This is a genomic window from Streptomyces sp. NPDC039480 (assembly GCF_055597165.1).
In genome coordinates this window covers 1,099,817-1,123,221 of sequence record NZ_JBVITX010000001.1, presented here as the reverse complement: position 1 = coordinate 1,123,221, position 23,405 = coordinate 1,099,817, and the positions used below count along the sequence as shown (strand labels likewise).

At 72.3% G+C, this 23,405-nt stretch carries 24 protein-coding genes; 14 read left to right on the top strand and 10 right to left on the bottom strand.

Annotation, left to right across the window (positions count from 1 at the left end; all coding sequences use genetic code 11):
* The first annotated feature begins 25 nt into the window (after positions 1 to 25).
* Positions 26 to 550, top strand: a complete 525-nt coding sequence (locus ACZ56E_RS04315) for a phosphoribosyltransferase family protein (protein ID WP_471210856.1) — start codon at positions 26 to 28, stop codon at positions 548 to 550.
* Positions 551 to 599: 49 nt separating this feature from the next.
* On the opposite strand, the gene ACZ56E_RS04310 is transcribed toward ACZ56E_RS04315, so the two are convergent.
* Entirely contained in the window at positions 600 to 1,067 is a 468-nt protein-coding gene (locus ACZ56E_RS04310; RefSeq protein ID WP_471210854.1) for a MarR family transcriptional regulator, read from the bottom strand.
* Positions 1,068 to 1,385: 318 nt separating this feature from the next.
* Here ACZ56E_RS04310 and ACZ56E_RS04305 point away from each other — a divergent pair, with 318 nt between their 5' ends.
* The 4 genes from ACZ56E_RS04305 (at position 1,386) to ACZ56E_RS04290 (ending at position 5,364) form a co-directional block, all read left to right on the top strand.
* Positions 1,386 to 1,904: a cupin domain-containing protein gene (locus ACZ56E_RS04305; protein ID WP_471210851.1), complete on the top strand. Its 519-nt coding sequence runs from the start codon at positions 1,386 to 1,388 to the stop codon at positions 1,902 to 1,904.
* A 71-nt stretch (positions 1,905 to 1,975) separates the two neighbouring features.
* Complete coding sequence (locus tag ACZ56E_RS04300) at positions 1,976 to 3,520, top strand: ATP-dependent DNA ligase (protein WP_471211545.1); 1,545 nt, start codon at positions 1,976 to 1,978, stop codon at positions 3,518 to 3,520.
* Between the two features lie 97 nt (positions 3,521 to 3,617).
* A complete protein-coding gene (locus ACZ56E_RS04295; protein ID WP_468606254.1) occupies positions 3,618 to 4,103 on the top strand; it encodes a cation:proton antiporter regulatory subunit in 486 nt (161 codons plus the stop codon).
* A 4-nt stretch (positions 4,104 to 4,107) separates the two neighbouring features.
* Entirely contained in the window at positions 4,108 to 5,364 is a 1,257-nt protein-coding gene (locus tag ACZ56E_RS04290) for a cation:proton antiporter (RefSeq protein WP_471210849.1), read from the top strand.
* A gap of 67 nt (positions 5,365 to 5,431) precedes the next feature.
* Here ACZ56E_RS04290 and ACZ56E_RS04285 read toward each other — a convergent pair whose 3' ends face one another.
* The gene (locus ACZ56E_RS04285; RefSeq protein WP_471210848.1) at positions 5,432 to 6,289 is read right to left on the bottom strand and encodes an alpha/beta fold hydrolase; all 858 of its coding nucleotides are present in this window, start codon (positions 6,287 to 6,289) and stop codon (positions 5,432 to 5,434) included.
* A 246-nt stretch (positions 6,290 to 6,535) separates the two neighbouring features.
* On the opposite strand from ACZ56E_RS04285, the gene ACZ56E_RS04280 reads away from it, so the two are divergent.
* The 4 genes from ACZ56E_RS04280 (at position 6,536) to ACZ56E_RS04265 (ending at position 11,260) form a co-directional block, all read left to right on the top strand.
* Positions 6,536 to 7,255 (top strand): hypothetical protein, encoded by a 720-nt coding sequence (locus tag ACZ56E_RS04280; RefSeq protein ID WP_471210845.1) that lies wholly within the window; start codon positions 6,536 to 6,538, stop codon positions 7,253 to 7,255.
* 117 nt (positions 7,256 to 7,372) lie between these two features.
* Positions 7,373 to 7,966, top strand: coding sequence for a sigma-70 family RNA polymerase sigma factor (locus ACZ56E_RS04275; protein ID WP_468606260.1), 594 nt, complete (start codon positions 7,373 to 7,375; stop codon positions 7,964 to 7,966).
* Between the two features lie 192 nt (positions 7,967 to 8,158).
* Positions 8,159 to 9,697, top strand: a complete 1,539-nt coding sequence (locus ACZ56E_RS04270; RefSeq protein WP_471210842.1) for an MFS transporter — start codon at positions 8,159 to 8,161, stop codon at positions 9,695 to 9,697.
* Positions 9,698 to 9,709: 12 nt separating this feature from the next.
* Positions 9,710 to 11,260 (top strand): MFS transporter, encoded by a 1,551-nt coding sequence (locus ACZ56E_RS04265; RefSeq protein ID WP_471210840.1) that lies wholly within the window; start codon positions 9,710 to 9,712, stop codon positions 11,258 to 11,260.
* A gap of 39 nt (positions 11,261 to 11,299) precedes the next feature.
* Here ACZ56E_RS04265 and ACZ56E_RS04260 read toward each other — a convergent pair whose 3' ends face one another.
* Positions 11,300 to 11,794, bottom strand: a complete 495-nt coding sequence (locus ACZ56E_RS04260; RefSeq protein WP_471210838.1) for a GNAT family N-acetyltransferase — start codon at positions 11,792 to 11,794, stop codon at positions 11,300 to 11,302.
* A 271-nt stretch (positions 11,795 to 12,065) separates the two neighbouring features.
* Here ACZ56E_RS04260 and hemC point away from each other — a divergent pair, with 271 nt between their 5' ends.
* The 3 genes from hemC (at position 12,066) to ACZ56E_RS04245 (ending at position 15,094) form a co-directional block, all read left to right on the top strand.
* A complete protein-coding gene (hemC, locus tag ACZ56E_RS04255; protein WP_471210835.1) occupies positions 12,066 to 13,001 on the top strand; it encodes a hydroxymethylbilane synthase in 936 nt (311 codons plus the stop codon).
* Between the two features lie 256 nt (positions 13,002 to 13,257).
* Complete coding sequence (locus ACZ56E_RS04250) at positions 13,258 to 14,199, top strand: trypsin-like serine peptidase (protein ID WP_471210834.1); 942 nt, start codon at positions 13,258 to 13,260, stop codon at positions 14,197 to 14,199.
* A gap of 136 nt (positions 14,200 to 14,335) precedes the next feature.
* Positions 14,336 to 15,094 (top strand): SGNH/GDSL hydrolase family protein, encoded by a 759-nt coding sequence (locus ACZ56E_RS04245; protein WP_471210831.1) that lies wholly within the window; start codon positions 14,336 to 14,338, stop codon positions 15,092 to 15,094.
* Here the strand turns inward: ACZ56E_RS04245 and ku are convergent.
* The 3 genes from ku to ligD form a co-directional block, all read right to left on the bottom strand.
* Positions 15,054 to 16,043: a non-homologous end joining protein Ku gene (gene ku / locus ACZ56E_RS04240; protein ID WP_471210830.1), complete on the bottom strand. Its 990-nt coding sequence runs from the start codon at positions 16,041 to 16,043 to the stop codon at positions 15,054 to 15,056. The genes ACZ56E_RS04245 and ku overlap by 41 nt on opposite strands.
* Positions 16,044 to 16,146: 103 nt before the next feature.
* A complete protein-coding gene (locus ACZ56E_RS04235; RefSeq protein WP_471210827.1) occupies positions 16,147 to 17,091 on the bottom strand; it encodes a hypothetical protein in 945 nt (314 codons plus the stop codon).
* A 48-nt stretch (positions 17,092 to 17,139) separates the two neighbouring features.
* Complete coding sequence (gene ligD / locus ACZ56E_RS04230; RefSeq protein WP_471210825.1) at positions 17,140 to 18,087, bottom strand: non-homologous end-joining DNA ligase; 948 nt, start codon at positions 18,085 to 18,087, stop codon at positions 17,140 to 17,142.
* 272 nt (positions 18,088 to 18,359) lie between these two features.
* Here ligD and ACZ56E_RS04225 point away from each other — a divergent pair, with 272 nt between their 5' ends.
* Complete coding sequence (locus ACZ56E_RS04225; RefSeq protein WP_471210822.1) at positions 18,360 to 18,482, top strand: hypothetical protein; 123 nt, start codon at positions 18,360 to 18,362, stop codon at positions 18,480 to 18,482.
* A 148-nt stretch (positions 18,483 to 18,630) separates the two neighbouring features.
* Complete coding sequence (locus ACZ56E_RS04220) at positions 18,631 to 19,761, top strand: SagB/ThcOx family dehydrogenase (protein WP_471210821.1); 1,131 nt, start codon at positions 18,631 to 18,633, stop codon at positions 19,759 to 19,761.
* Here the strand turns inward: ACZ56E_RS04220 and ACZ56E_RS04215 are convergent.
* From ACZ56E_RS04215 to ACZ56E_RS04200, 4 genes are read right to left on the bottom strand one after another with little or no spacing between them, the layout of a single operon-like run.
* Positions 19,740 to 20,822, bottom strand: a complete 1,083-nt coding sequence (locus tag ACZ56E_RS04215) for a serine hydrolase domain-containing protein (protein ID WP_471210818.1) — start codon at positions 20,820 to 20,822, stop codon at positions 19,740 to 19,742. The two genes, ACZ56E_RS04220 and ACZ56E_RS04215, sit on opposite strands and share 22 nt — an antisense overlap.
* On the bottom strand, positions 20,819 to 21,748 hold the full coding sequence (locus tag ACZ56E_RS04210) for a DUF6895 family protein (protein ID WP_471210816.1): 930 nt from the start codon (positions 21,746 to 21,748) through the stop codon (positions 20,819 to 20,821). The genes ACZ56E_RS04215 and ACZ56E_RS04210 overlap by 4 nt, the downstream gene beginning before the upstream one ends.
* Positions 21,745 to 22,701, bottom strand: coding sequence for a DUF6895 family protein (locus ACZ56E_RS04205; RefSeq protein WP_471210814.1), 957 nt, complete (start codon positions 22,699 to 22,701; stop codon positions 21,745 to 21,747). Before ACZ56E_RS04205 ends, ACZ56E_RS04210 begins: the two co-directional genes overlap by 4 nt.
* Positions 22,698 to 23,405 carry a hypothetical protein gene (locus tag ACZ56E_RS04200; protein ID WP_471210812.1) on the bottom strand — a complete coding sequence of 236 codons (708 nt, stop codon included), beginning with the start codon at positions 23,403 to 23,405 and terminating at the stop codon, positions 22,698 to 22,700. Before ACZ56E_RS04200 ends, ACZ56E_RS04205 begins: the two co-directional genes overlap by 4 nt.

The window sequence follows — 23,405 nt, the reverse complement described above, 5'->3', positions numbered from 1 at the left end:
CTGCGGCGTCCGCAGACTCTCGATCATGACGTCTTCAGCACGCACCCTCACCCTTGAGCACTTCCGGTGGGTCGAGGGCCACGCAGACGTCTGGCGGATCTTCCGTGACTCCGTGGCGCTCGCCACGATTGTCCGCGAGCTGGCCGACCCGTTCAGGGACGACGACGTCACGGTGGTCTGTGGAGTCGAGTCGCGGGGATTCCTGCTCGGAGCGGCAGCGGCCGTGGAACTCGGCGTCGGCTTCCTGCCGGTGCGCAAGCGGGACGGGCCCCTGCCGGGAGAGAAGGTCACCCGACGCAGCGAGCCCGACTACCGGGGAACGTGTCAGGAGCTGCGTCTGCAACGGACTGTGGTAGGCCCCGGGGACCGAGTGTTGCTGGTCGACGACTGGATCGAGACGGGCAGCCAGGCGTCGGCCGTGCGGTCGATGGTCGAGGAGTGCGGCGGGCAGTGGGCCGGCTGCTCCGTCGTCGTTGACCAGACCGCCCCGGCCCAGCGGGCGGACCTGGGCATCCGCAGCATCGTCACCGCCGCCGAACTTCCGTCCTGACCTGCCGCCAGCCGGCCGGGCCCCGGCCCCCACCCGGGCCGTTCGTCTGTCAGGCGACCGTTCCGCCCGCGTTGCGGATCAGCCGCTGAAGCACCTTCACTGTGGTGACATAGTCCGCGTCGTCGATGCCCTCGTGGAGGGCGGCACGGATCGCCGGCGCGTTGCGCGCGAGGTCGACGCGGGCCTGTTCACCATCCTCGGTGAGCCACAGCCGGTCCTCGGCGTCCCGGGCCAGCCAGCCGCGTTCCAGGAGCACCTCGGCCTCCGCCGCGAGATCGTCCTCGGGTCGAATGTAGGACGCCATGGCCTTTCTCAGCTCGGGCAGCGTCATCCCCTCGCCGTCGGGCGAGATGTCGTTCACGGACAGGTTGCGCAGCAGCCAGAACTGGGGCTGGGTATAGCCCTTTTCGACCTGCTGGGCCCGGGTGTACGCGATGAGCGCCTCGTAGGCGACACCGGTCCAGTACGCGGCGGGCTGTCCGGCCAGATCGGCGTCCACGCTCTGTTGGGTCGTCATGGTTTCTCTCCCGGTGCTTCAGTGCGGAGCCTGCACGCTGGGCAGGTCGTGCAAGGACCGTAGAACCTCAAGTGCGGTTGAGGGCAAGCGGAAGATCGGCGCTGCTGGGCGCTAGTAGGGCGGAGTGTGCCGGAGGCGGGGATCCGGTCTCGACCGAGCCCGGAGGCCTAGGTCCCCGGCCCTCGTCCGCCAGCCCCCAGTCCTCCTCCCCGCCCCGGCTCAAGATCGACCTCCGGCCGGATGCCGCCCCGTGGGCGGCCGGACGACCATGCGGGTGAAGGTTCGCCGCCCGGCGGAGCCCCGGCATTGGAGCGACTCATGTCGTACCCGAACAACCTCTCGTACCCGCAGCCCCGCTACCACGGCACCAAGGGCGAGGTGAACGCGTCCTTCCGGAGGGCCGATAGCCCGCCGGACATCTCCTCGTCGGGTGGGGCCACGCACTACCTCGCCACCCATGAGTCGACCGGGGGCGAATTCGGTCTCTACAAGTCGGAATTGGCTCCCCGGTCCGCGGGGGCCAAGACGCACTTCCACAAGGCGATGTCGGAGTCGTTCTACATCCTCTCTGGCCAACTGGAGCTCTACAACGGCGAGAAGTGGGTCACGGGCCGCGAGGGCGACTTCCTGTACGTACCGGTCGGCGGGCTGCACGCCTTCAAGAACGTGACCGACGAGCCCACGTCCATGCTGATGCTGTTCTCGCCGGGCGCCCCGCGCGAGGAGTACTTCGAGCAGGTCGCGGAGGTGGCGCGGCGCGGGGCCGAAGAGCTCAAGGAGTTCCGCATCCGGCATGACAGCTACTTCACGGAGGACTTCGAGCCCGGAGCCGAGTGACGCCGCGTGTCCGGGCGGGCGGCGCCGCGTCCGGCCATGCGCCGCGCCCCGCCGCGATGCAGGATGGCCTCATGCTGCCCGCCCGGCTCGCACACGTGTCCAAGGAAGTGGCCGCCACCTCGGCGCGGTCCCGGAAGATCGCCCTGCTCGCCGAGCTCTTCCGGGCCGCGGAGCCGGACGACGTGCCGATCGCCATCCCCTATCTGTCGGGCCGGCTGCCCCAGGGCCGGCTCGGCATCGGCTGGAGCACGCTCAAGCACACGGTGCCGCCCGCCGTCGAGGCGACGCTCACCGTCCGCGGGGTGGACGCGGCGCTCACCGCGATCGGTGCGGTGACGGGCGCCGGGTCGCAGGCCGAACGCAAGCGGCTCGTCGGCGAGTTGATGGGCGCCGCGACCGCCGACGAGCAGCGGTTCCTGCTCGGGCTGCTGACCGGCGAGGTCCGGCAGGGCGCGCTGGACGCGGTGGCCGTCGAAGGACTCGCGCTCGCCACGGAGACCCCTGCGGACGCCGTGCGGCGTTCGGTGATGCTCGCCGGTTCCGTGGCCCCGGTCGCCCAGGCGCTGCTGGCGGACGGCGCGGCGGCCCTGGACGACTTCCGGCTGACCGTGGGCCGTCCGGTCCTGCCGATGCTCGCGCACAGCGCCGCCTCGGTCGCCGAGGGCATCGACAAGCTGGGCGCGTGCGCGGTCGAGGAGAAGCTGGACGGCATCCGCGTGCAGGTCCACCGGGACGGGGACGCCGTACGCGTCTACACCCGCACCCTGGACGACATCACCGACCGCCTGCCCGAGCTGACCTCCGCGGCCCTCGGTCTCGAAGGGTCGCACTTCATCCTGGACGGCGAGGTCATCGCGCTGGACGCCGACGGGCGGCCGCGGCCGTTCCAGGAGATCGCGGGGCGCGTCGGTTCACGGGTCGACGTGTCGACGGCGGCGGCCGGGCTGCCCCTCTCCCCCGTCTTCTTCGACGCCCTGTCCGTGGCCGGGCGTGACCTGCTCGACCTGCCGTTCACCGAGCGCCACGCGGCACTGGCGGCGCTGGTGCCCGAGCCGATACGGGTCCGGCGCACCCTCGTGGCGGACCCGGCCGACGAGCGGCTGCGCGGCGAGGCCCAGGAGTTCTTCGAGGCGACGCTGGGGCGCGGCCACGAAGGGGTCGTACTGAAAGGGCTCGACGCCCCCTACAGTGCGGGCCGCCGGGGTGCCTCCTGGCTGAAGGTCAAACCCGTCCACACCCTGGACCTGGTCGTCCTGGCCGCCGAGTGGGGCCACGGCCGCCGCACCGGCAAGCTCTCCAACCTGCACCTGGGCGCGCGCAGGCCCGACGGCACGTTCGCCATGCTGGGCAAGACGTTCAAGGGGATGACGGACGCGATGCTCGCCTGGCAGACCGAGCGCCTCCAGGAGCTGGCCGTGGAGGAGAATGGTTACGTCGTGACGGTGCGGCCCGAACTCGTCGTGGAGATCGCCTACGACGGGCTCCAGAAGTCCACCCGCTACCCGGCAGGTGTCACGCTCCGCTTCGCCCGGGTCGTGCGCTACCGCGAGGACAAGTCTCCCGACGAGGCGGATTCGGTCGAGACGGTCCTGCGGGGCGGCCCCGCCCCGGCGTGAGTCATGATCTCCGGCCGGACGCCGAGGGATTTTGCCAATCCTTGGCCCCGATAGGGTGACAGCCGGGGGAGATCATCTATCACGCAAGGGGAAAGCTGTGCCCGCCTCACGACTCAGCCGTACGCCGCTCCCAGGCATCGGCATCCGGTACGACCTCACGACCCGAGAACAGCGGCGTCTGTCGGTGGTCGCGCACCGGGACGGTGCGCGGACACTGAGCGCCTACCGGTCCGACGACCCCGACGAGTGCGCGCTGTCACTGCGGCTGAGTTCGGGCGAGGCCGACTCGCTGATCGACGCCCTGATGCCCTCCCACCACAGTCCGACCCTGCTGCACACCACCGACCTGGGCCTGGTCGCCGAGCGCGTGCTCCTGTCGGCCACCTCGCACTGGAACGGGCGGCTGCTCGGCGAGACCCGGATGCGGACCGAGACCGGCGTCTCGATCGTGGCCGTGCTGCGGCGGGCCGAGGCCATTCCGTCGCCGACGCCCGACTTCCGGCTGGCCGGCGGTGACACCCTCATCGTCATCGGGACGCGCGAGGGCGTGGAGACCGCCGCGACGATACTCGGGCGGGAGTGATCGCGTGCACTCCGCTGTCTTTCTGATCGAATTCGGCGCGATCATCCTCGCCCTCGGTCTGCTCGGCCGGTTCGCGGGTCGTTTCCGTTTCTCACCGATCCCGCTGTATCTGCTGGCCGGACTCGCGTTCGGCGAGGGGGGCCTGCTGCCGCTCGGCGCGAGCGAGGAGTTCGTCGCCATCGGCGCCGAGATCGGCGTCATCCTGCTGCTCCTGATGCTCGGCCTCGAATACACGGCCAACGACCTCGTCAGCAACCTCAAGACGCAGTACCCGGCCGGTCTGGTCGACTGCACGCTGAACGCCCTGCCGGGTGCCATCGCCGCGCTGCTCATGGGCTGGGGCCCGGTCGCCGCCGTCGTGCTCGCCGGTGTCACCTGGATCTCCTCGTCCGGTGTCATCGCGAAGGTCCTGGGAGACCTCGGCCGGCTCGGCAATCGCGAGACCCCCGTCATCCTCAGCGTCCTGGTCCTCGAAGACCTGGCGATGGCTGTCTACCTGCCCATCATCACCGCCCTGCTGGCCGGTGTCGGGCTGGCGGCGGGCAGCCTCACGCTCGCCATCGCGCTCGGCGCCGCGGGGCTCGTCCTCTTCATCGCGGTGCGGTACGGGCGGCTCATCTCCCGGTTCGTCTCCAGCGACGATCCGGAGAAGCTGCTCCTCGTGGTGCTCGGCCTGACCATCCTGGTCGCGGGCATCGCACAGCAGCTCCAGGTCTCCGCCGCCGTCGGCGCGTTCCTGGTCGGCATCGCGCTGTCCGGCGAGGTCGCCGAGGGTGCGCACACGCTGCTCGCACCCTTGCGGGACCTCTTCGCGGCCGTCTTCTTCGTCTTCTTCGGGCTGCACACCGACCCGACGAGCATCCCGCCGGTGCTGCTGCCCGCGCTCGCGCTCGCCGTGGTCACCGCGCTGACGAAGATCGCCACCGGGTACTGGGCGGCCCGCCGCGCGGGCATCTCGGTCAAGGGCCGCTGGCGGGCCGGTGGCGCGCTGGTGGCGCGGGGCGAGTTCTCCATCGTCATCGCGGGGCTCGCGGTCACCGCGGGCATCGAGCCGTCGCTCGGACCGCTCGCGACGGCGTACGTGCTGATCCTGGTGATCGTCGGCCCCCTGACCGCCCGGTACACGCAGCCCATCGCGGGATACGTCGGCGGGGTCCTCGCACGCCGCCGCGAAACCGCAGACGGCGGCACCCCCGAGGTGCCGGTGCCCCGGGACACTGTCGAGGTCCTGGACGGGCAGGACGTGGCCGACCGGCCGTAGGCACCGCGGCACCGCAAGGGCACCGCAGGCACTCTGGGGGCGACCGCCTACGCGCGAGGCGGCGCCGCTAGCCGATGCATCTGGGCCGGAACTCCGGGTCGGCCGGACCCTTCCGGCCCAGTGCGTCGAGGACCCACTGGGCGGCGACCGGGTCCTTCGTCACCTGGTCGTGCAGGAACGGGTCCAGCGGACAGCGGTCCTGAAGGACGACATTGGTGACGTACTCCTTCGGCCCGTTCAGCAGAGCGCTCGTGTACGGGATGACGACCTCGTCGTACCGCGTGGTGAGGACCGTGTAGTCGGGCCCCGCCGGTGTCTCGGTGCCCTCGTTGAGCCGCGCGAGCAGCTCGGAGCCCGCCATCTGGTCGAGGCAGGCGGGGCACGCGAGGTCGCCGAGCGGCTTGGTCAGCGGGTTGGTGGTGCCGTGGTTGGACGGCACGATGCCGATCAGATCGTCGACCTTGTCCGCGCCGCCGAGGAACTTCACGTAGTAACGGGGCATCATGCCGCCCTGACTGTGCCCGACGAGGTCCACCTTCGCCGCGCCGGTGGCGCCGCGCACGGCCTCCACGAAGTCCTTCAGCTCGGCGGCCGACCGCGGGACCGGAGCGGTCGCCAGCCTGCCGTAGTTGAACGCGAAGACGCAGTAGCCCGCCTTCTTCAGCTTCGGCGAGAGCGTGGCCCAGTTCTCCGCCATCAGCTTGAACGTGCCGTTGACCAGGACGACCGGCTCGGGGTGTGCCGGGTCCGGCTTGCAGGACCAGTCGTTGGCGCCGCGGGGCGGAACGTCCAGGATCGAAGTCGGTGCGGAGGCGGCGGGGGACGCCTGGGCCGGGGCGGCGAGGCCCACGACTCCGAGGGCGAGGGCGGCCGCGGCGGTCAGCAAGGACCGGACGGCGGGGCGCAGGTGCATCGGCATTCCCATCGTGAGGTGGTACGCGGTGATCTCGTGAGGTGGTACGTGGTGATCTCGTGAAGTGGCACGCGGTGAACGTGCCAAGTGGTGCATGGACGAACGCAGTTCGGCAATGCCGACCGCTGGACGTGATCATTTTCGTTGCGTACACGCCACGTCAAGGGGTTTTGGCAGCCGCGCGTCTTATACGGGCACTTCGGGCATCTCTTGGACTCGCCGCCCCGCACCGGGCCGCCGCCTGGCACGATGCTCCCCATGACCTCAGGGCCCGGGTTCCGCCTCGCACGAGCCGCGATGTTCGCGGCCGTGTGCGTGGTGGCGACGGCCCTGGGCCACACGGTCATGTCCGGTGCCGCGCTGCCCTGGTGGGCGGTGGGTTACGCGTTCGCCGCCACGGTGGCTGCCGCGTGGTGGCTCACCGGGCGTGAGCGCGGCGCGGTGGCCGTCACCGGCGCCACGGTCGCGGCCCAGCTGTGCCTGCACGAACTGTTCGGCCTGGCGCAGCGGATGGGTACCCCGACGGGCGGGAGCGGGCCGCCGGGCGCGGCGCGGGCCCACCCCGACGACGGCATGAACCACCTGAACCACGCGATGCCGACGGCCGTGCCGCCATCGGGTGCCGGCTCGTCCGGCGCCGCCATGTACGGGGCCGCGATGCCGGACGAGGGCATCTCCCACTGGGTCATGTCCGTGTTCGGGCACAGCGGCCTCGGCATGTTCCTCGCCCACGTCGTCGCCGCGCTGATCTGCGCCCTGTGGCTGTGGCGCGGTGAGGCCGCGGCCTTCCGTACCGGACGCGCGCTGGCCGCGGCCGTCTTCGTACCGCTGCGGCTCGTTCTCGCGATCCTCGTCGCGTCCCTGCCGCCGGCGCCGCCCCACGTCGGCGCCCTCGTACCCGTGCCGCGGCTGCGCGGGGTCCTTCTCCAGCACGTCGTCTCACGCAGAGGTCCGCCGGTTCTTCCGGCCAGTTCCTGACACCGCCCGCACCCCTCGGTGCCGGGCGGATCTTCGGCGTCCGCGCACGCGGGGTCCAGTCCCCCGCCGTGTGTCCACGCCGCTTCCCGAACTCCCTTCACCGAAGGACCTTTTGCGATGACCCATACCCTTGTGCGGTCCCGGAGCGACGCGGACCTGAACCGTGACGACCTCATCACCCAGTGGGCGCTGGCGGCGCGCGACGGCGACGCCCGGGCGTTCGAGGAGTTCGTGCAGGCCACACGCCGTGACGTCTGGCGCTTCGTCGCCCACCTCAGCGGTGACCTGCACGGTGCCGACGACCTGACCCAGGAGACGTACCTGCGGGCGCTCACCGCGTTGCCCGGCTACGCCGCCCGGTCCAGTGCGCGCACCTGGCTCCTCGCCATCGCGCGCCGGGTCGTCGCCGACCGTTTCCGCACGGCGGCGGCCCGGCCGCGGATCGCCGACACCGGCGACTGGCAGGCGGCCGCGGAGCGGGCCCAGCCGCGCGGCCTGCCCGGGTTCGAGGAGGGCGTGGCCCTGCTCGATCTCCTGGAGGCGCTCGACGCGCCGCGCCGCGAGGCGTTCGTCCTCACCCAGCTCGCCGGGCTGCCGTACGCGGACGCGGCGGCCGCCGTCGGCTGCCCGATCGGCACGGTCCGCTCGCGCGTGGCCCGCGCCCGGGAGCGGGTGAGCGAGCTGCTGCTCGCGGCTGATCACGCCGCATAGCGGTCCGCCGCGCACCGCCCGGCGCCCGCCGCCCGGCGGTTCCGCACCACCGTGCCGGGCCTTCCCCGTGGAGGCCCGGCACGGTGCGCGACAAGCCCCCCGTGCAGGTCCGGCACGGTGCAGCGACGATCCCGGTCGCGGGCCCCGAGCAGGGCGTTTAGCGTGGTTCGGGGGCGTTTGGAGGCCATCGCCATGGACCGTGAAGCCGTGCCCGCGCCGGAGCCCGCCCCGGTGCCAGGCTCCGCACGCGACGCCGGACCGTCCGCCTCCGTGCCGCACAGCGGAGGCGGCCGTCACGAACACCGCTGGCTGATCCTCGCGGTGGTCGGCATCGCGCAGCTCATGGTCGTCCTCGACGCGACGATCGTGAACATCGCGCTGCCCTCGGCCCAGCGGGACCTGGGCTTCACCGACGGCAACCGCCAGTGGGTCGTCACCGCGTACGCGCTCGCCTTCGGCTCCCTGCTGCTGCTCGGCGGACGCATCGCCGACCTGGTGGGGCGCAAGATCGTCTTCCTGGCCGGTCTGGCCGGCTTCGCGGTGGCGTCGGCTCTCGGCGGCGCGGCGACGAGTTTCTCGATGCTGGTGGCGGCCCGCGCGCTGCAGGGTGTCTTCGGCGCGTTGCTCGCGCCCGCTGCCCTGTCGCTGCTCACGACCACGTTCACCGATCCCCGCGAGCGCGCGAAGGCGTTCGGCATCTACGGCGCGATCGCCGGCGCGGGCGGCGCGGTGGGGCTGCTGCTCGGCGGCGTACTCACCGAGTATCTGGACTGGCGCTGGTGCCTGTACGTGAACCTCGCGTTCGCCGCGGTCGCCATGGTGGGCGGCGCGCGGCTGCTGCACGCGGGTGCGCCGCCGGACCGGCCCAAGCTGGACGTGCCCGGCACGCTGCTGGTGTCGGCCGGTCTGTTCTGCATCGTCTACGGCTTCTCCAACGCGGAGACGCACGCCTGGAGTGACCCGCTGACCTGGGGCTTCCTCGTCGTCGGCGCCGTGCTCCTGGCGGTGTTCGCCTGGTGGCAGACGCGCGCGGCCCATCCGCTGCTGCCCCTGCGGGTGGTCCTCGACCGGGACCGCGGGGCGTCGTTCCTCGCGATGTTCATCTCGGGCGCCGGCATGTTCGGGGTGTTCCTGTTCCTCACGTACTACTTGCAACAGATCCTGGAGTACACGCCCGTCAAGACCGGTCTGGCCTTCCTGCCCATGGTCGCGGTGATGGTGGTGGCCTCCGTGGTGACCACCAACAACCTGCTGCCGCGGATGGGCGCGAAACCGATCGTGCCGCTCGGCATGGGGCTCTCGGCCGCCGGCATGGCCTGGCTGACCGCCCTCGACGTCAGCAGCGGATACGCCGCCCATGTGCTGCCGCCACTGCTGGTCGCCGGCCTCGGCCTCGGCCTCATCTTCGCCCCGGCGATGAGCATGGCGACCGCCGGTGTCGCGGCGCACGACGCGGGCGTCGCCTCCGCCATGGTCAACACCAGTCAGCAGGTGGGCGGTTCCATCGGCACGGCCCTGCTCAACACGCTTGCCACGACCGCGGCGTCCAACTATCTGGTGGGCAGGAAGCCGACACCGCAGGTGGAGGAGCAGGCGGCGATGCAGTCATACTCGACCGCGTACTGGTGGTCGGCGCTCTTCTTCGCGATCGGCCTCGTCGTCACCGTCGTCCTGTATCGCAAGGGGCCGCCCGCGCCGACGGAGACAGGCAGTGGCGCGGTCCACATGTAGGACGGTGACGCGATGACTTCGGGCTCGGCTCCGGCTCCGGCTCCGGGCGCGGCCCCGGACTCCGGCGGTGGTGACGGTGGCGGAGTCGTGCTCGCCTCCGCCCGCGGCCGCTGGGTCCTCGTCTGCGCGGTGCTCGCCTCGGGCATGGCACTGCTCGACGGCACCGTCGTCAACGTCGCCCTGCCGACGCTCGGCCGGGACCTCGACGCGTCGATCTCCGCCCTCCAGTGGGTCGTCAACGCCTACATGCTGACCCTCTCGGCTCTGCTGCTGCTCGGCGGAGCGCTCGGCGACCGTGTCGGGCGGCGGCGCACGCTCGTCATCGGGGTGGTGTGGTTCGCGGCGGCGTCCGCGCTGTGCGGCCTCGCGCAGGACGCCGGGACACTGATCGCGGCGCGCGCCCTGCAAGGCGTCGGCGGGGCACTGCTCACGCCCGGTTCGCTGGCGCTCGTCCGCGCCTCGTACCGCCCGCAGGACCAGGCCCGCGCGGTGGGCGCGTGGTCGGGGCTCGGTGGCGTGGCGGGGGCGGTCGGCCCCTTCCTCGGGGGCTGGCTGATCGACGGGCCCGGCTGGCGGTGGATCTTCCTGATCAACGTGCCGCTGGCCGCGCTGGTGCTGTTCGCGGTGCGGCACGTGCCGGAGAGCCGCGACGAGGCGGCCTCCCAACGGCCGTTCGACGTGACCGGCGCGTGCCTGGCCGCGCTGTTCCTCGCCGGCGTCAGCTTCTCGCTGATCGGCGCGTCCGGTGACACGTCGGCGGGCGGGGTGGTCCTGCCGGGGGTGCTCGGTCTCCTGGCGGGCGGCGTCTTCGTCGTGGTCGAGCACCGCAGGCGGAACCCGATGCTGCCCCTCGAACTGTTCCGCTCGCGCCTGTTCACCGCGGCCAACGTCATGACGCTGTGTCTGTACGCGGCCATCGGCGGGATCCTGTTCATGCTGCCGGTGCAGTTGCAGACGACGCTCGGGTACGACGCCCTGCAGGCGGGCACGGCGACGCTGCCGATCACCGTCCTGATGCTGCTCCTGTCCGCGTCCGCCGGTGACCTGGCACGGCGTCTCGGCCCGCGGCTGCCGCTCGTCGCGGGGCCGCTGGTGGCGGCCGCGGGGGTGCTCCTGATGCTGCGGGTGCGGCCCGGCGCGGCGTACGTCACCGACGTGCTGCCCGCGGTGGTCGTCCTCGGCCTCGGCATGAGCGTGTTCGTGGCACCGCTCACGGCGACCGTGCTGGCCTCGGTGGACGCGAGCCGCGCGGGGCTCGCCAGCGGCGTCAACAACACGGCGGCGCGCATCGCCCAGTTGCTCGTCGTCGCCGGGCTACCGCTCGCGGTCGGGCTATCGGGCACGGCGTACGCGGATCCGGACGCGCTGAACACCGCCTTCGGCAAGGCCGCCGTGGGCTGCGCGGGCCTGTTCGTCCTCGCTGCGGCGGCCGCCGCGGTGTTCGTCCGGCCGAGCCCGCCGGCCTGGCACGGCGAGCGCGGCAACGAGCCGCGGTGCAAGACCTGCTGCGACCTCCAGGCGCCTCCGCTGGAGCCCGGAGGGCGTCCCCCGCGGAGTGAGTAGCAGAGTGACCGGAGTGCGCGGCGTGGCCGGTGAATCCGGCTAGCGGGGCGGTGTCTCGCGTACGAACAGCGTCACCGAGACGCTCGCCTCGAAGCCGTTGCGCCGCATCAGGGCGGACGACGCGGTGTTGCGGGACTCGACGTCGGTCACGACGGCGCTCGCACCCGCCTCCGTGAGCGTCGCGCAGCAGGCCTTCACGAGCCGGCTCGCGACGCCCCGCCCCTGGTACTCGGGGGCGCTGGCGATCCACTCCAGGTTGCCCCAGTCGGAGCGCTGGTCGAAGCCCATCGAGCCGAGCACGAAGCCCGCGAGGTGGTCCCCGTCCAGCGCGACCCAGCACGCGGACGCGTCGCTGTCCAGGTGCCTGGCGATCGCGGAGAGCGACCAGGAGGTGTACGGCTTCACGGACGTGTCGTAGACCCGGCGGCCCAGGGCGAGGACGTCGGCCAGATGGGTGGCCGTCATCGGCGCGAGACCGATTCCGGCCGGTTGGTCCGGCGCGGCCGGTTGGTCCGGCGCGGCGGGGTGGGACATGGGGCCTCCAGGGGGGCGGGCGCGGCGCCGCGCCGCGGCTGTCTGCGCCTCACGCTATGAGGCGGCCGCTGCTCGCGCACGCCGAAGCACCGGCCCGGAGTGCCCCCGCAGGGCGCGCTCGAAGCGCCGCGACGCGGTTTCGGAAGGCCCCCCGAATGGCCGAAAGGTCGTACCGCCCGCCTCCCGCACCCCAACTCACCCGCACCTAAGGTCCTTTGATCAGTTGGACGTCTGTCCGAGGCACCCTTCCGGAGCCCTTATCGTGGACCGCATGTCCGTTCCTGAGCTGATCCGCATCGTCTCCCGCTCCTCCCCCATGGCCCTCGCCCAGGTGGAGCGCGTCCGTACCGAACTCGCCGCGCTGCACCCCGGCATCCGTACCGAGGTCGTACCGGTCACCACCTCGGGGGACCGCTGGATGGGCGATCTGGCGGCGCTCGGCGGCAAAGGAGCCTTCACCAAGGAGGTCGACGCCGCGTTGCTCGCCGGTGAGGCGGATCTCGCGGTGCACTGCGTGAAGGACGTACCGGCGGACCGGCCGCTGCCCACGGGCACCACGTTCGCCGCGTTCCTGAAGCGGGACGACATCAGGGACGCGCTCATCCACCCCGGCGGGCTCACGCTCGACGAGTTGCCCGCCGGGACCCGCATCGGCACGTCGTCGGTCCGCCGCGTCGCGCAACTCGCCGCTTCGCACCCGGAGTTGGAGTGCGTCCCGATGCGCGGGAACGCGGGCCGCCGGCTGGAGAAGCTCGCCGCGGGCGACGCCGACGCCCTGCTGCTCGCCCAGTCGGGTCTGGACCGCATCGGCCGCCCCGAACTGGCAAGCGAGATCCTGTCGGTGGAGACGATGTGCCCGCCGATCGGTGCGGGCATCCTCGCCCTGCAGTGCCGCGAGGACGACACCGCCACCATCGACGCCGTGACGGACCTGGGCGACAAGGACGCCTGGCGGGAGGCGACCGCCGAGCGCATGTTCCTGCACGTGCTGCAGGGGCACTGCAACTCGCCGATCGCCGGGTACGCGCGCTCGGAGCGCGGCGGGGACCTGTCGCTGCGCGCCTGCGTGTTCACGCCCGACGGCAAGACGGTGCTCAACGCGCACGAGTGGGCGGGCCCGCTCGACCCGGCAACTCTCGGCACGTCCGTGGCCGTGGCGCTGCTGCGTCAGGGCGCCCGCGAGCTGATCGACGGCATCGCCCACTGAGTGGTGCCGGGTGAGCGCTGTCCGGCGCAGGCCGGATGAGCGCTGCCCGGCGGCTGCCGGGTGAACCCGCGGGCGCGGCGCGGGAGATGCCACACGTGTGGCAGACGCGGCGGATGCGCGGCGGGTGATCCGCACTTCTGTCACAGAACGTCGACAGCGCCAACCGCACAGCCGGATGTCTCCTCTTGCACGGCGGACCGACCGACAGCCCGTCCGCCGCGTTCCGCCGCGTGCGGCCACCGAGGAGACCTTCACCATGACCGAGACCACCGCTTCCGTGCACCGGCGTCCGCGCGACCGCGCCATGGGACGCACTCTGGCCGTCACGGCCCTGGCCCTCGCCGTGACGATCCCGGCGACGGCCGCCACGGCCGCGACCGCGACCGCGACCGCGCAGACCCGTACCGCCTCCGCCGACCCGGTCTCCGTCCTGAAGTTCACCGCCGCCGACCGCAAGGACGCCCTCTCCTACTGGACGCCCGCGCGCATGAAGGCCGTCGGGAAGTCGGTGGACCTCGGTCCCACCGGGCCGAAGGCCAAGCCGTGGCGCGGCACCAGCCTGAAGACGGTCGGGCGGCTCTTCTTCGTCAACGCGAACGGCGCCGACACCTGGTGCACGGCCACCGCGGTGAAGAGCGCCAACCGCTCCGCCGTCATGACCGCGGCGCACTGCGTACGCCGGGGCTCCTCCCCGTACAACACCAACGTCTCGATGGTCTTCGTCCCCGGCTACAAGAAGGGCACTGCGCCGCACGGCGCGTTCGCGGTCCGCCAGGCGGCGACCCCGCGCACCTGGGAGGTGGACTCCGTCAACGACGTGTCCACGCTGACCGTCGACGCCCGCAAGGACGGCAAGAAGCTCACCGACGTCGTGGGCGGCCAGCCCATCGCCTTCAACCGTCCCGTCGGCGGCACCATCTCCTCCTTCGGCTACTCCGCCACCCGCCCGCAGCTCGGCGAGGAACTCCTCCGCTGCGTCGGTACGGCGAAGAAGGAGCACGGCACACAGGTCATCCCCTGCGACATGAGCGGCGGCTCCAGCGGCGGCCCGTGGCTGGCCGACTTCGACGCGACCACCGGCACGGGCGTCCTCGTCTCGGTCAACAGCTCGCTGGACAACCTGACGCCGACCAAGATGTACGGAGAGGTGCTGGGGGCCACGGCCAAGAAGGTGTACGACCGGGCCCAGCAGAGCTGACCCGGCCGTGCGCGCGGAGGGGACGGCGGCGGTGTGTGACGGGACTTCTCGCCACGTATGACGGGAGGACTCCCGGTAGATGATGAAACGATGACAGCGCCCCTGATCTGCGGTTCCGCGGGTTCTGCTGGACGACATGAACACCGAGAACACTCCTTCCCCCCGCCCCCGCCGCCCCCTGTGGCGCACGACCGCGATCGCCCTCGTGGCGGCGGGGAGCATCGCCGCTCTCGCCGCCTGCGGTGGCGGCGACGGCGACTCCAGCGGATCCAGCCGCTCCAGCGACCGGAGCGAGAACACGAACGCGGACTCGAAGGCGAACGCCCCGAGGGTCCTGTGGATGGGCAACTCCATCGCCGGAGCCGAGGCCCCGGCTCTCGGCGCGGCACTGCGGGCCGACGGCGCGCCGTTCAAGTCGATGGCGGCCGACGGTGGCGGCGGCGTCATCGGTGAGATGGCCGAGCCGACCTGGGACCAGCTCCCCAAGGAGCTGACCTCCTTCAAGCCGGACGTCGTCGCGTACCAGATCACCACCTACGACTGGGGCAAGCCCGGCGAACAGCGTGCCGCCTACGAGAAGCTGGCCGAGAAGGTCGGTTCTGCCGACGCCGAACTCGTCTTCGTCACCGCGCCGCCCTTCAAGATCGACGACTTCTACAAGCCGCACGACGCCGAGATCAAGACGGCCGCGAAATCGGCCGAGGCAGTGGCCGAGCGGCACAAGGGGAAGGTCCGCTTCCTCGACGCCTCCGCCCTGTGGGGCGCCGACAGCGGTGCTCCCAAGGCGCAGCGCAGCAAGGACGGCATCCCCTCACGGACTGACGCTCTGATGCTCTGGCGCGGCACGGCCGTGGTCAGGCTGCGCCCTTGCCCCGGCGGCGGCCGGTTCCGGTGAGCGCGTCGATCAGCTCGTCCCGGCTCATCTTCGAGCGTCCCTCGATGCCCTGGTCCGTGGCTCGCTGGTACAGCTCGCTCTTGCTGAGTTGCTGAAGGTCGGTCTCTTTACGGGCCTTGGGCTTGCTCTTGGCTGAGTCCTTGTTCTTGGTGCTTTTGGTGCTCTTGTTCCCACGGGCCCGGTCCAGGCTGCCCTGCAGGACCTCCATCAGGTCGACGACGTTGGTGGCCTGCGGCGCCTCCTCCGCGGCCTCGATCTCCTGGCCCTCCGCCTTCGCGCGCACCAGCTCCCGCACCTTCTCCTGATACGTGTCGTGATACTTGGCCGGCTCCCACGGCGCGTCCAGTGCGTCGATCAACTGCACCGCCATGTCCCGCTCCTTGCCCTTGCCCACCCGGCCGGAGGGCAGTTCGGGGAGCTCCTCGCCCGGGTCGCGCACCTCGTCCGCCCAGTGGAGGGTCTGCAGCACCAGCGCCTTGTCGTCCGCGCGCAGCGCGGTCAGGTACTGCTTGCCGCGCATCACGAACGTCGCGATCCCGGCCTTGCCCACCTCCGCCAGCGCTTCCCGCAGCAGCCCGTACACCTTGTCGTGGTCCTTGCCGCGCGGGGCGACGTAGTACGTGCGGTCGAAGTAGACCGGCTCGATGTCGTCCAGGTCGACGAAGTCGCTGATGTCGATGGTGCGGGAGCGGCCCGGGGCGATCTCGTCGAGTTCGTCGGGCTCGATGACGACGTACTCGCCCTCGGCCGCCTCGTAGCCCTTCACGATGTCCTCGGAGCTCACTTCCTTGCCGGTGCGTTCGTTGACCCGCCGGTTGCGAATGCGGTCGGCGGTGCCGCGTTGCAGCTGGTGGAAGTGGACTGTGTGGTTCTCGACCGCTGTGTACAGGCCGACCGGCACGCTGACCAGCCCGAAGGTGATCACACCGGTCCAGATCGCGCGTGCCATGAACGCCTGCTCCCCTCGTGTGCCGGAGTCTCTGCTGCCCACGCTGGCACTCCCGCGCGGGGAGCGCCCGCTGGGAGCGGGCGAGTGGGCGAGCAGCAGGCACTCATGTGCCGGGACCGTCGAGCAGGCGTTCCGCTTCCTGGGCGGCATCCCGAGCGGCCTGTTCGGCCCCGGCGACGGCGTCGGCCGTCTCCCGGCTCCGTTCCTCGGCCTCCCGCTGGGCCCGGTCGGCCCGCTGGAGCTCCTCGCGTGCCCGACGCAGCTGTTCCTCGGCCTCGGCCACCTGCTGGCGTGCCTCGTCGTGCCGGTCGCGTGCCTGCCGCAGCGCCGCGTCGGCGTCCTGCTGTTCGGCGTTCCGCTCGCGCAACTGCTCGTCCGCCGCTTCGGCGGCCTCGCGGGCCTCCTGTGCGAGCCTTTCCTGCTTCTGCCGGCGCCGCTCGGCGAGTTCGTCCTTCGCCCCGGCCCGCCGCTTCCCCGCGTCCGCCCCTGCCCCTGCCCCTGCTCCTGCTCCTGCTCCTGCGCGTGACCGCCGCGAAGCACCCTGCGAGAAGTCCGCGGGCGGGGTGAGGGCGCTCTCCAGACGTCCGGCCGCCCACTGGTCCGCCGCGTCCTGATCGGCGAGAACGGCGTGCAGGGTGGAGGCGACATCCTGCTGCGCCGCGTCGGACAGCCGGTGCCCGGCGTCCCTGGCGAGCGCGGCGGCCTGCCGGGACAGGCTCGCTACGACACTGCCGCGCTGCTTGGACAGCTCTTTGATCTCGGCCGCGTCCAGCGTCCGGTACGCCTCACGCAGCTCCTGCCCGAGGTCCAGAAATCGCCGGCTCTCTTCGGGCTGTGAGTGCAGCAGCAGGTTCGCCGCCCACGCCGCGAGGGTCGGGCGGCGGGCGGCATGGATCCGCCGGGCGTCCGCCGCGCGCCCCTCCGTCCTGGCCCGCGCGGCCAACTCCTCACGGCGGGCGACGAAGCGGGGCGGCGCGGTGGCGTAGAGCTCGTCGAGAACACTCTCCACGTCGCGCTCTTCGCTGTCCTTCGCACTCTTGCGCCGCATCCTCCTCAGCGTCCCCCGAGCCGCGCCCCCGTGCACCTCGGGTCGCCCCTAAGGGGCCAGGTCCGGGCGCAGTCGGTGCCATACCGGATGGCGCAGGAGCCCGGCCCTGGTACGGGTGGCGTAGCGGATCTCCGCGACCAGACGGGGCAGCACCCATCTGGCGCCGGGCACGGCGGGCGCGGGTGTGAACGGGCACTCGTCGATGGCGGCGACGTCCAGGAGACGGGCGAGCTCGGCGCGTTCCCGCTCGCTCCACCCCGTGCCCACACTCCCCCGGTAGACCAGCACCCCGTCCTCGTACTCCCCGACCAGGACCGCGCCCGGCAGACCGCCGAGGCGCCCCTGCCCCGGCAGCCAGCCGCCGACGACCGCGTCCACCGTGCGCACGTTCCTGATCTTGAGCCAGGCCGGTGAGCGTCTGCCGGGCTCGTACACCGAGTCGAGCCGTTTCAGCACGATGCCTTCCAGGCCCTGCGCGTGGGCGAGTTCCAGGGCCTCGCGGCTGTGGCCGGTGACGGCTGTGGGGACGGACCAGCCCGGCCCCGCCTCGACCAGCTGCGTCAGGGTGGCGCGGCGGTGGGTGTAGGGCATGCGGGTGAGGTCCTGGCCGTCCAGGAAGAGCACGTCGAACAGGACGAGGTGTGCGGGGGCCTGCGCGGCGAGGCGGGCCGCCTTCGCCGGGGAGCCGGCCAGGCCCATCCGGGGCTGGAGACGCGCGAAGCTGGAACGGCCCGCCTCGTCGAGGACGACGATCTCTCCGTCCAAGACCACCGGCACGTCGCCCAGGGCGGCGGCCAGCGCGTGGAGTTCGGGGTAGGCGGCGGTGATGTCCTCGCCGGAGCGCGAGCGGATCAGTACGGTGCGGTCGCCGGGCAGGTACACGACCGCGCGCTGCCCGTCGTACTTGGTCTCCGTACTCCACAGGTGCTCGCTCTGCGGGGGCGGCAGCGAACCCGGGGTGGCGAGCATGGGGGCGATGCGCGGCAGGGGGGTCATGGTTGTCAGCCCTCGCCGCATCGGGTCGCGTTCATGCGCGGCATCGGCCCATCTCGCCCGGTCGGCCCCCGCCCGCCTCGGCACCGTCCCCGCCGCGGCGGTGGTACGGGGGCGCGCGACCCACACGCAGTGTGTGACGGCCTCACGACTCTACGTAGTAATGCTTCCTGTCCATCCTCTCGATGGGTTTCGCGGCGGTCCGTCTTTCTCTCCCTCGTACGCCGGGAAGCACGCAGGTGAACGCCGACTCGCGGGAAGGAGGTGACGACTCGATGCGCAAGATCCCGATCCAGGCCCGGACGATGGTGCGCGCCGACCGACAGGTCCACGGCAACATTCCCCACTGGCAGTGGCGCTGGCGCTGGATGGCGAAGGCGACCGGCAACGACGCCTGACCGTAGATCCGCGCCTGACGGCAGATCCAGGGGCCGGCGCTTCCCCCACGGGCTCCGGCCCCGTTTCCCTCATCCGCCCGCATCGCCTCCGGGAGGCCCCTTGCGGCTGCGTCGTTCGCGCTGTCTGACCTGCTACTGGCACTCAGGCATGTTCGTGTTGCACCCCTACCCCCACGGCACACCGACCACGGTGCACCCGGCGGTGTCCGAGATCCTGTCCGCCTTCGAGGAATGGACGACGCCCCAGGAGGCCGCCAAGGCCCTGGACCACCTCACCCCAGACACCGTCGCCGACGCCGTCACAGCCCTCACCGAGGCCGGGGTGCTGCTGGCCGAGGACGATCCCCGGGCGGCACGCGACGACGAAATCGCCCGGCACTGGAGCACCTGGTCGCCCGAGGCGTCGTTCTTCCACTACACCACTCAGGACGTGTACGACGACCTTGAGCAGTCCGCTTCCGAGCAGACCGAGGGAGAGGAGCGGGAGGAGCGTGAGGAGTCGGAAGGGCGGGAAGGGCCCGCTGCCGTGGGGGTGTTCACCGGGTACCCCGAAGCGCCCCGCGTCCTGCTGCCCCGGCCCCCGGCGGACCTGTCCGTTCCGTACGGGCAGGTGCTCTACGCCCGGCGTACCGTGCGGGACTTCACCGACACCCCCGTGCCGCTGGAAACGCTGGCCGCCTTGCTGGCCGCGTCGTTCGGCCCGGTGCACTTCATCGACTGCGGGCTCGGCGCCCTGTACCTGCGCACCAGTCCGCAGGGTGGCGCGCGCCAGGAACTCGACGCCTACGTCGGGGTGCGCGACGTCACCGGTGTGACGCCCGGCTGGTATCACTACAACGGTCTGCAGCACTCCCTGGAGCTGCTCACCGAAGGCCTCTCCCGCGACGAAGCGGCCCACTTGTGCGCCGACCAGGACTGGGCAGGGGCGGCCTCTTTTCTCGTGGTCCTGGCCGCCAGGCTGGAGCGGATGAGCGTGAAGTACCCGACGCCGCGCTGTTACCGCGTCTCCCTGCTCAACGCGGGCCACCTCGGGCAGACGTTCGCGCTGACCGCCACCGCTCTGGGCCTGGGCCCCGCCCAGACCGGCGCTTTCCGCGACTCCGCGCTCGCCCAGCGCTGCACTTTGGACAACACCGGCCACACACCGCTGTACGTCCTTGCCGCGGGTCCCCCGCACCCGGAACCCACGGAAGCGCCGCCGACCGCCACCGTCGGGACCTTCGGCGCCACGCACCTCGTCGGTGGTGACCCAACGGATCAACGAACGGTCACGCCATAAGGAGCGGCGTTCGACGGAGGACCGCCGGTCAGCGAGCCGAGCAGGGCGTAGGCGGTCGGGATGAGGGTGTCCCGGCGGCTGTGGCGGCGGGTGGACAGGGCGACGAGCGCGGTGCCGCTGTCGGGGCGGAAGCCCAGGAAGGCGGTCTGTCCGCTGGTGGCTCCCATGTGGAAGTACATGGTTCCGTCGTCGGCGGGGTGCTGGAACCAGGCCGCGGTGTGGGTGTGCGCGTGGTTCCAGCCGCGGCGCAGCAGCGGGCGGCGCACCTCGTGGAGGGCGGCGGCGAGCGGTGAGCCGTCGGGGCGCAGGTGTGCTTCGAGGAAGGTGAGCAGGGCGTCGGGGGTGGCGCGGACGGCGCCGGCCGCCTGGAAGCCGCCGATGCGGAGGGGCGGCGTGGGGGTGGTGCCGTCGGCGCGGTGGCCGGTGGCGTCGATGCCGGGGCCGGTGGGGCGCAGGGCGGTTCCATCGAGGAGGCCGAGGGGGCGCAGGACGCGCTCGGTCAGCAGGTGTTCCCAGGGGGTCGCGGTGGCCGCCGCGAGGGTGTGTCCGAGGACGGCGACGGCGAAGTTGGAGTAGCGCCAGCGGGTGCCGGGCCGGTGGCGCGGGCGGGCGCGCAGGAAGGCGCGGACGACCCGCTCGGGCGGGTAGTGGGCGTAGGGGTTGGTGGACCAGCGGGGCAGGGCCTGGGGGTAGAAGTCGGCGGGCAGCGGCGGCAGTCCGGAGGTGTGGGTCATGAGGTGCGTCAGGGTGGCGGGGCGCGGCCCCGGTGGTCCGGCGGGGTCCAGCAGGGAGGCGGCCGGGTCGTTGCCGGACAGTACGCCGTGGTGGACGAGGTCGGCGAGGAGCAGGCCGGTGAAGGTCTTGGACGCCGATCCGATCTCGTACCGGAGTCGCTCGCGCGGTACGGGTGCGGTGGGCGCGGTGCCGCCGCTGCGGACGGTGCGATGGCCGTCGCGGGAGAGCGCGAACACGACGTCGGGCGAGTCGACGGACGTGACGGCCGCGTCGAGGAGTCGGGCGTCGTCGCCGTACCGGCCGTGATGGTGGCCGGGGCGGTTCACGCGGGGGCCTCGGCGGTGAGCCGGCCCATGGCCCGCGAGGTGGCGAGGACGGAGGCGAAGGCGGCGACCAGCGTGGAGTGGTAGACGACGTCGAAGACGTCCTCGGGGTCGCCTTCGGGCATGGCGCGCACCGCGGGCATGGCCCCGTCGGGTTGCTGGGCGGCGGCGAAGCCCTCCCAGGAGGGCGCGTCGAGGGTGGGGTCGGGCAGGCAGGCGTCGACGACGAGCAGTTCGCCGAGCAGGTCCCATCGTTCCAGGTCGAGCCAGTCGTCCAGCCAGACCGGCAGCCACTGGCTCAGGTGTTCGGCGACGTCGGCCGGCAGGCCCTCCGGTCGCTCGCCCCAGTCGGTGAGGTGGAAGACGGTGTGGGTGATGTCGTAGCCGGTGCGGGTGTCGACGGTCCAGGGCTCCGGGCGGCGTGCCAGCCATGTCCGGCGGAACGCCTCGTCCTCGGGCAGGGTCGGCGTGAGCCCGAAGCGCCGTTCGAACGCGCTGAGGGCGAGCCTCCGGACGGGCAGGACCTCGAGGGCGGCATAGCCGGTCAGCCGGTGGTTGAGCAGGATCGCCCGTTCCAGCTCGGGCTGGCTGTAGCCGAGTTCGCGGAAGGGGATGTAGGTCTCGAAGGGGATCGGGGAGATCGGTTCGGTGCGCTGGCCGCGCACCAGCATCCGCCCGCCGTCCAGGACCTCCCGCCAGGCGTGGTCGATCAGCCGGCGGGCCAGGTCGGCCTGGCGGGAGCCGGCGACCCCTTCGCGGAAGAGCACTGTGCAGATGAAGGCGAGTTCGCCGACGGGTTTGAACCGTTCGAGGAATCCGGTCTCGGGGTCGGCGTCGGGTTGCAGCCGGAACCCGTCGCGGTGCGCGAAGAGCCATTCGATGGCTTTCACTCCGACCGTGTGGACAAGACGGGTGCTGGCGGCGGTCATTGCGGCACTCCTCGGTGGGTCGCGTCGCTGTCCGGTGCTTCGGCACGACGGGCGGCGGTCAGGGTGGCGGCGAAGGCCGCGACGAGTGTGGAGTGGTAGCAGTTGGCGAAGACCCTCGGGACCTCCTCACCGTGGGGTCCGCGGTCCGTCTCCGGCAGTGCTCCGGAGGTGTCCTGCGCCAGTGCCAGGGCCCGCCAGGCGTCGTCGGTGAGTTCGGGCGCCGGGGGGTCGGGGAGGGATGCGGCGACGGCGAGCAGTTCGCAGCTCAGGTCCCAGAGTCCGGCGTCCACGCAGTTGTCGAGCCAGGCGGGCAACCAGGCGTGCAGGTATGCCGCGATGTCCTCGGGCACGCGGTGCGGGTCGTGGCCCCAGTCCGTGAGGTGGTAGACGACGTGGGTGAGGGTGTATCCGGCGGTCCGCTCGAAGGCCCACGGCTCGGGCAGGCCGCCCAGCCAGGTGCGGCGGAGTGCGGCGGAGGTGGCCTCGTGGGGCGTGAGGCCGGTGCGGTACTCGGAGTTGAGCACGCTGAGCAGGCGGTTCGGCAGCTGTTCCGTCGTCCGCCAGGCCCGGGTTCGGACCAGGGTGGCGGTGAAGTGCTCGTACGCCGGGTTCCGCAGGCCGGCGGAGGCGAACGCGGCGTACACCTCGAAGGGGTACGAGGCCCAGGGTTCGAGCCGTTGCACGTCGAGGAACAGGGCACCGTCGCGGGTCTCGCGCCAGGCGTGCCGGAGCAGGTCTGCGGCGGTGTCGTGCGCCGTGGTGCCCGGCCGGGTGGCGCGGCGGACGCACAGGCACATCTGGGCCAGTTCGCCGACAGGTTTCCAGGAGCTGTTGACGTCGGCGTCCGGTTCGAGCGCGTCGTCGCCGAGCCGGAAGCCGTCGCGGTGGCCGGACAGCCAGCCGAGTGCACTGTCGGCCAGCCGTCGCACCTCGGTCGTCGCCGGTGAGGTCACGGCGCTCCCAGCCGCGCGGGGCGCAGGAGCCGGGCGGCGTGCAGGTGCAGTGCGACGCGTGGGTCGTCGCCGCCCATGAGGGTCACGAACTCCAGCCCGGCGTCCAGGCCCAGCGTCTCGGGCACGTCGTCGAGGAGGGCCAGCCAGCGTCCGGCGCCGGCCGCCTGGAGCCAGCCCCGGCGTCGTACGGCGCGTACGAAGCCCCGGGCGATGTCGAGGGTGCGGCCCGCCGCGGCGCGGGCGACCGAGCTGTCGGCGTCCGGTACGGCGAGCGGGGCCAGCAGGGACAGCTGGTGGGTGAGCGCCTGCCAGGGGAGGTCGTCCAGCCAGGCGGCGTCGGGCTCGGCGTCACCGTGGGGAGTGCCGGCTGCCGGTGCGCCCAGTCGCCGCAGCGTGCGGGTCATCGCCCAGTGGGTCCAGCGGGAGGTGACCGAGGCGTCGGGGCCGGGCGGGTGGGCGAGCACCGCCTTCTCGCAGACCGCCAGGTCGACGGGGGCGGGTGGGGCGCGGTGCAGAACGCTCGGCAGCAGGACGTCCGCCCCCAGGACGCGGACCGCGGCGAGGCCGAGGTCGTCGTCCCCGGTGGTGACCGCCGGGCCGGCGGACATCCGGCTGTGGCCCCCGCTCTCCAGAGCGGAGACCACGTTGGAGGCGAGTTCCCGCACCGCGCCCGTCAAAGGCGTCACAGTGCTGGGCTGCTCCAT

What these genes read in the sequence shown, in the direction of transcription:
- ligD (WP_471210825.1), bottom strand. Translation starts at nt 18,087, where the DNA reads ATGACCCCCCTGCCGCGCATCGCCCCCATGCTCGCCACCCCGGGTTCG.
- ACZ56E_RS04200 (WP_471210812.1), bottom strand. Translation starts at nt 23,405, where the DNA reads ATGGAGCAGCCCAGCACTGTGACGCCTTTGACGGGCGCGGTGCGGGAA.
- hemC (WP_471210835.1), top strand. Translation starts at nt 12,066, where the DNA reads ATGTCCGTTCCTGAGCTGATCCGCATCGTCTCCCGCTCCTCCCCCATG.
- ACZ56E_RS04280 (WP_471210845.1), top strand. Translation starts at nt 6,536, where the DNA reads ATGACCTCAGGGCCCGGGTTCCGCCTCGCACGAGCCGCGATGTTCGCG.
- ACZ56E_RS04225 (WP_471210822.1), top strand. Translation starts at nt 18,360, where the DNA reads ATGCGCAAGATCCCGATCCAGGCCCGGACGATGGTGCGCGCCGACCGA.
- ku (WP_471210830.1), bottom strand. Translation starts at nt 16,043, where the DNA reads ATGGCACGCGCGATCTGGACCGGTGTGATCACCTTCGGGCTGGTCAGC.
- ACZ56E_RS04275 (WP_468606260.1), top strand. Translation starts at nt 7,373, where the DNA reads ATGACCCATACCCTTGTGCGGTCCCGGAGCGACGCGGACCTGAACCGT.
- ACZ56E_RS04220 (WP_471210821.1), top strand. Translation starts at nt 18,631, where the DNA reads ATGTTCGTGTTGCACCCCTACCCCCACGGCACACCGACCACGGTGCAC.
- ACZ56E_RS04305 (WP_471210851.1), top strand. Translation starts at nt 1,386, where the DNA reads ATGTCGTACCCGAACAACCTCTCGTACCCGCAGCCCCGCTACCACGGC.
- ACZ56E_RS04270 (WP_471210842.1), top strand. Translation starts at nt 8,159, where the DNA reads ATGGACCGTGAAGCCGTGCCCGCGCCGGAGCCCGCCCCGGTGCCAGGC.
- ACZ56E_RS04265 (WP_471210840.1), top strand. Translation starts at nt 9,710, where the DNA reads ATGACTTCGGGCTCGGCTCCGGCTCCGGCTCCGGGCGCGGCCCCGGAC.
- ACZ56E_RS04285 (WP_471210848.1), bottom strand. Translation starts at nt 6,289, where the DNA reads ATGGGAATGCCGATGCACCTGCGCCCCGCCGTCCGGTCCTTGCTGACC.
- ACZ56E_RS04260 (WP_471210838.1), bottom strand. Translation starts at nt 11,794, where the DNA reads ATGTCCCACCCCGCCGCGCCGGACCAACCGGCCGCGCCGGACCAACCG.
- ACZ56E_RS04300 (WP_471211545.1), top strand. Translation starts at nt 1,976, where the DNA reads ATGCTGCCCGCCCGGCTCGCACACGTGTCCAAGGAAGTGGCCGCCACC.
- ACZ56E_RS04210 (WP_471210816.1), bottom strand. Translation starts at nt 21,748, where the DNA reads ATGACCGCCGCCAGCACCCGTCTTGTCCACACGGTCGGAGTGAAAGCC.
- ACZ56E_RS04250 (WP_471210834.1), top strand. Translation starts at nt 13,258, where the DNA reads ATGACCGAGACCACCGCTTCCGTGCACCGGCGTCCGCGCGACCGCGCC.
- ACZ56E_RS04315 (WP_471210856.1), top strand. Translation starts at nt 26, where the DNA reads ATGACGTCTTCAGCACGCACCCTCACCCTTGAGCACTTCCGGTGGGTC.
- ACZ56E_RS04310 (WP_471210854.1), bottom strand. Translation starts at nt 1,067, where the DNA reads ATGACGACCCAACAGAGCGTGGACGCCGATCTGGCCGGACAGCCCGCC.
- ACZ56E_RS04245 (WP_471210831.1), top strand. Translation starts at nt 14,336, where the DNA reads ATGAACACCGAGAACACTCCTTCCCCCCGCCCCCGCCGCCCCCTGTGG.
- ACZ56E_RS04235 (WP_471210827.1), bottom strand. Translation starts at nt 17,091, where the DNA reads ATGCGGCGCAAGAGTGCGAAGGACAGCGAAGAGCGCGACGTGGAGAGT.